The 4130-nt window shown below is 62.8% G+C and carries 3 protein-coding genes; all 3 read left to right on the top strand.

Features of this window, described 5'->3' with window-relative positions:
- Window positions 1–906, top strand: a 906-nt coding sequence (locus tag M3436_19760) for a hypothetical protein (protein MDQ3566217.1), incomplete at its 5' end; no start/stop codon positions are given.
- Between the two features lie 9 nt (window positions 907–915).
- Complete coding sequence (locus M3436_19755; GenBank protein MDQ3566216.1) at window positions 916–2910, top strand: ATP-binding protein; 1995 nt, start codon at window positions 916–918, stop codon at window positions 2908–2910.
- A 4-nt stretch (window positions 2911–2914) separates the two neighbouring features.
- Window positions 2915–3976 carry a hypothetical protein gene (locus M3436_19750; GenBank protein ID MDQ3566215.1) on the top strand — a complete coding sequence of 354 codons (1062 nt, stop codon included), beginning with the start codon at window positions 2915–2917 and terminating at the stop codon, window positions 3974–3976.
- Window positions 3977–4130: the final 154 nt, after the last annotated feature.

Raw genomic sequence — 4130 nt, 5'->3', positions numbered from 1 at the left:
GCCGATACGGAGGGAAGCGACATCGAGGCGGCCATCCTGAGCTTGCTCGCGGCGAGTCCCGACCCGCTGCCGGTGTCCAAGCTAAAGGCAGGACTGCGTACGCGTCATGATCTGCCGGTCCGGGAGCTTGAAGCGCTGGTGGCTAACCACGTCGGCCGCGGAACCGTGTTCCGATATGCGCCGCTCCGCGGCGAGGGATTCCGCTACTGGGACCGCGACCGCGGCCATTACCTCGACACCCTCATCGAACGCGAGCTTCGCGGCGCGGCGCTTCCCATCCACACGCTTCGAGGCCGCGTGGCCAGACGCCTGGGGGACGCTTCCGAGACGGAGCTGCGAGAGCGTATCGAAGGGCTGCTGCGGGTGGGGAGGCTACATGAGCTACCGCGCGCCCCGGGTAGCCGTTCGGCGCGCCTGAGCGTCAGGCCGCCCGATCCCAAAGCCTTTCTGAGTGGCTTGATTCAGCGCTTGGTTCAAGCCATCGAGGAGGAAAGCCTCAAGCTTGAGGCCTGCGGTCTTACACGCTCCGCGAGCTATGCCGCGGCGCGGGCCTTATTGGAAGAGAGCGTGCTTTACGGCCGGCCGGCAGCGGACGGAGTCTCGTCGCACGTGGACAGTGCCGTCACGGAACAGGATCTCGATCACCAGATCTTGGAGCAATTGCGGCGCTTGAGCGCGGATCTTCGCCATGGCGGGTTGGTCTCGACCCGCGAGCTACGCGGCACGCAACCACGCTTCGCGCACGAGCACGCGGCTTTCGACCGGGCGCTCCTGCGGCTCGCGAAAGACGGAAGGGTATGGTTGTTTCGCCACGATTTTCCAGCGAGCCTCACCGAATCGGAGCGCAAAGCGATGGTCACGGATGGCCGCGGCAATTACTATAACGGGATCTCTTTCAAAGAATAACGCTTCATCATGGATATCACTAATCCTTTTGCCCAGTCCATCGTCACCGATGCCTGGCAGGCGCCGCAATCCGATGTACCGATGATCCACGCCGGAGTGTTCGAGCTTTGTTGTGAGGTGCTCGAACAGGTGCGCCGATCCGGCGGCAGCCGATCCGTGCTCCTGCACGGGCTCCCGGGAAGCGGCAAAACCCATCTGCTCGCGCGCATTCGCACCAATCTCAACGGCGTGCCGAATGACATGGCCGCGACGGTGCCCGTGCCCCTCCCCCCGAACGTATTGTTCATCGCCGTGCGTCTGCGCTCCGGCGCCAGGATGTTGTGCCGTCATCTTCGCCGCACCCTCGCGGCCGATCTATTTCGCCCCACGCGCCTGGGGATGTCGCAACTCGAGCAATTGCTCCTTTACCGCTTCGCGCAGTTTCTCAAGGACCGGAAGAAAGCCCAGAAATGGTGGATCGATCTGCGCCAGCCCCAGAAGCCGCGGCGCTGGTGGTTGTTCGGAAAAACCGATGAGGCCGGGCGCGCGAAGCAGGAAATAGAAGCTATGATCGAACGCCTCGACGAGCAAGCGGCGCTCGGCAGAAACCTCAGTGCGATTTTGCGCCATTTGGCCTTGGGCCGCCATCGGCGGAACGTACGCGATTGGTTGCACGATGGGGTACTACCGGACGGCGTGATGCGGGATCTGGGTTTGGTGGCGGCGCCCGAGGACGAGGATCCCGAGGAGCAGGCGCTCGATATGGTCTGCGCCGTGAGCCGGCTCGCGGATTCCAATACGCCGCTGGTCCTCTGTTTCGATCAGGTGGAAGCGCTGCAAACGTCCCCCGACGACGTGGAGGGTCTGTATGCTTTTGGCCGGATGGCCAGCTCGCTTCGCGACAAGACGCGCAACACCTTGTTGCTCTCCTGCGTGCAGACGGCGTTTCTGGACAAGCTCGATGAGATCATTCGGGGCGCCGACATGGACCGGCTGGCCGAAAAGGCCGGTCTGCTCAAACCACTCTCGGTGGAGGAGGCGCAACGCTTGATCCCGGTGCGTTTAGATTCCGCGCCGGCGGTGGCAAAGATGCGCAAAGGTCAGTCGAACAAGCTTTGGCCGCTCAAACCGAACCGCATCGCGGAATTCATGGATGGGAATCCCGCCTGTACTCCGCGTCAGTTGATTTCGTTTTGTGAGGACGAATTCGAGAAATGGCGCCACGGCCAAGCGCAGCCGGCGACCTCATTAGAAGAATTCTTGACGCTCCAATACACTCTCGAGTACGGGCAAGCGCTGCGATCGAGTCATTCCCATCAGACGGACGAAACCTTGGCGCACGGATTACCGCTGGTACTCGCGCTCTTGGGGCGCGGCAAGCAGGTCGTGGACACCGGCCACAAATACGCCGATCTCATCTTCGAGGCTGATGCCGGGCGGCTGTATATCAGTTTTTGTAACCAGGCTGGCAATCCGTTGACTGCGCGCCTGGCGAAGCTTCGCGAGGCGGTGGAACAGGGGCGGATCGCTAATCTGGTCGTGGTCCGGGATAGCCGCTTGGCGATTTCGCAGCACGCCAAGAAAGCGCAGGAACACTTGGATGCGCTCACGCAGCGCGAGGTGACTTTGCTGCGCCCCTCGGCGGAGGGATTGGCGGCGATCGAAGCATTCCGCAGCCTGCTATCGGATGCCAAGGCGGGGGACCTCGCCAAGCGCGGGGAGGCGATCGGCCCGGGCGCCGTGGAAGAATGGTTTAAGGCGCATCTGCCGCCGTCCGTGGCTGATTTGGCGGAGGGTCTCACGCCCGAGCGGCGGGTGATCGGACGCGAGGCGATTTACGATGAGCTGTTGGAACTGGTGCAACAGGAACGAATCGTCCGCGTCGATGAGGCCGCCGAACGGCTGCACCGGGATGCCGAAACGATAGCCGCCTGTGCCGCGGGCCATCTCGATCAGTTCGGGATCTTGCAGGGACCGCCCTTGGTGATCTTCGAGAAGGTTGCCGCGGCGGAGAGCGCCGCTTAGCCTTATGGCTGTGTATTTGACCATGCCGCAGGTTCGGGCGGCGCTACTTGACAGCGGCGTCGAGCAGCGCGCGTCGACACAGCTTCTGGCGCGCTTGTTTATCGAGGTGATGGATGAGTTGCTCGGGCAGGGGCGGAGCCGCCACTGGACGGCGATCTTGGGCGATGAAGATCTAGATCGGGAACGGTGGCAACAGAAGCTCATCGAGCACGCCTATCGGGAGTGCGTCGCGCCGAGATTGCTGCGGCAGCGAGCCGATTTGGATCCCGCCGCCAAGGAGGTGTGTCTGTTTTGGGAAGCGGTCCAGAACCTCTGTACCTGGAGCGTGGACGCGCTTTGGGAGCGCTACCGCGCGCGGGGACGCGTGCCCGAGGCCGGACTATTCAATAAAATCGGCTTGGCGAAGGACCTTGAGCTACACGAGCCGGGCTGGACCGACGCGGTCCGTATCACGGATATCCGCGAAGCGCTTTGGCTCACACCGGGTGCCGAATCGTATTGCGCGATCGAGCTTTGCCTCAATACGGACGGGGAGGGCATCGAGCAGGCGTGTCTCTATCGCCTGTTAACACACTCGTCCTACCCGGCGCCGCGCGCACGCAAGGGGATGATGCGGCTGATCTCCTTCTCGCCGGCGCGCCAAGAAACGGCGATTGACATAGCTCGGCTGGACATGCTGCAGCGGCATGTGAAACACCTGATCGGACGCGCTGCCGGCGTGCTGCCCACGGGGTTGCCGGTCAGCGTGGACCCTGCAAGCGCGGCGCATAGCTATGTAAACCTGGGCAAGATGCTGGTTGAGATCCTGAGAAACTATGGGATCGAGGCCAGCGTCGCCGGCATGCCCGTGATTGAGCAAGGGAAGGTGCAGTTCTTGATAGAGCTTCCGCCGGGCATTCGGGTCACCCGGCCGGAAGCGCTCGCCGACGATATCAAGCAGCGCTTGCGGCTTAAGGCCCCGCCGCTGCTCGAGCACGTTGCCGGGCATCTATTCGTTAGTCTCGAGGTCCGCGCGCGCCCGATCTTCTTTTTCTGGCCGACGGGCTGGACGAGCAGCGCGAAATGATTTCGTCGAATCGCCGATCACACCTCGCCTGAGGTCGATCGGATCTCGGTGGGCGTGGGCAAACAATTTAAGGGCAAGCAGTACGCGGTACAGAAAGGCTATCCACCTCGGCGACGGCAGCGGCGCCCAGCGAACCCTGCCACCCGACTAGTTG

This window comes from Pseudomonadota bacterium, from assembly GCA_030859565.1.
GTDB lineage: Bacteria > Pseudomonadota > Gammaproteobacteria > JACCXJ01 > JACCXJ01 > USCg-Taylor.
The sequence above is the reverse complement of the archived record's forward strand: the minus strand, read 5'-3'. Positions and strand labels throughout refer to the sequence as shown.

Bases quoted from the DNA above. Each gene is read 5' to 3' on its own strand.
- M3436_19755 (MDQ3566216.1), top strand. From the start codon at position 916: ATGGATATCACTAATCCTTTTGCCCAGTCCATCGTCACCGATGCCTGG.
- M3436_19750 (MDQ3566215.1), top strand. From the start codon at position 2,915: ATGGCTGTGTATTTGACCATGCCGCAGGTTCGGGCGGCGCTACTTGAC.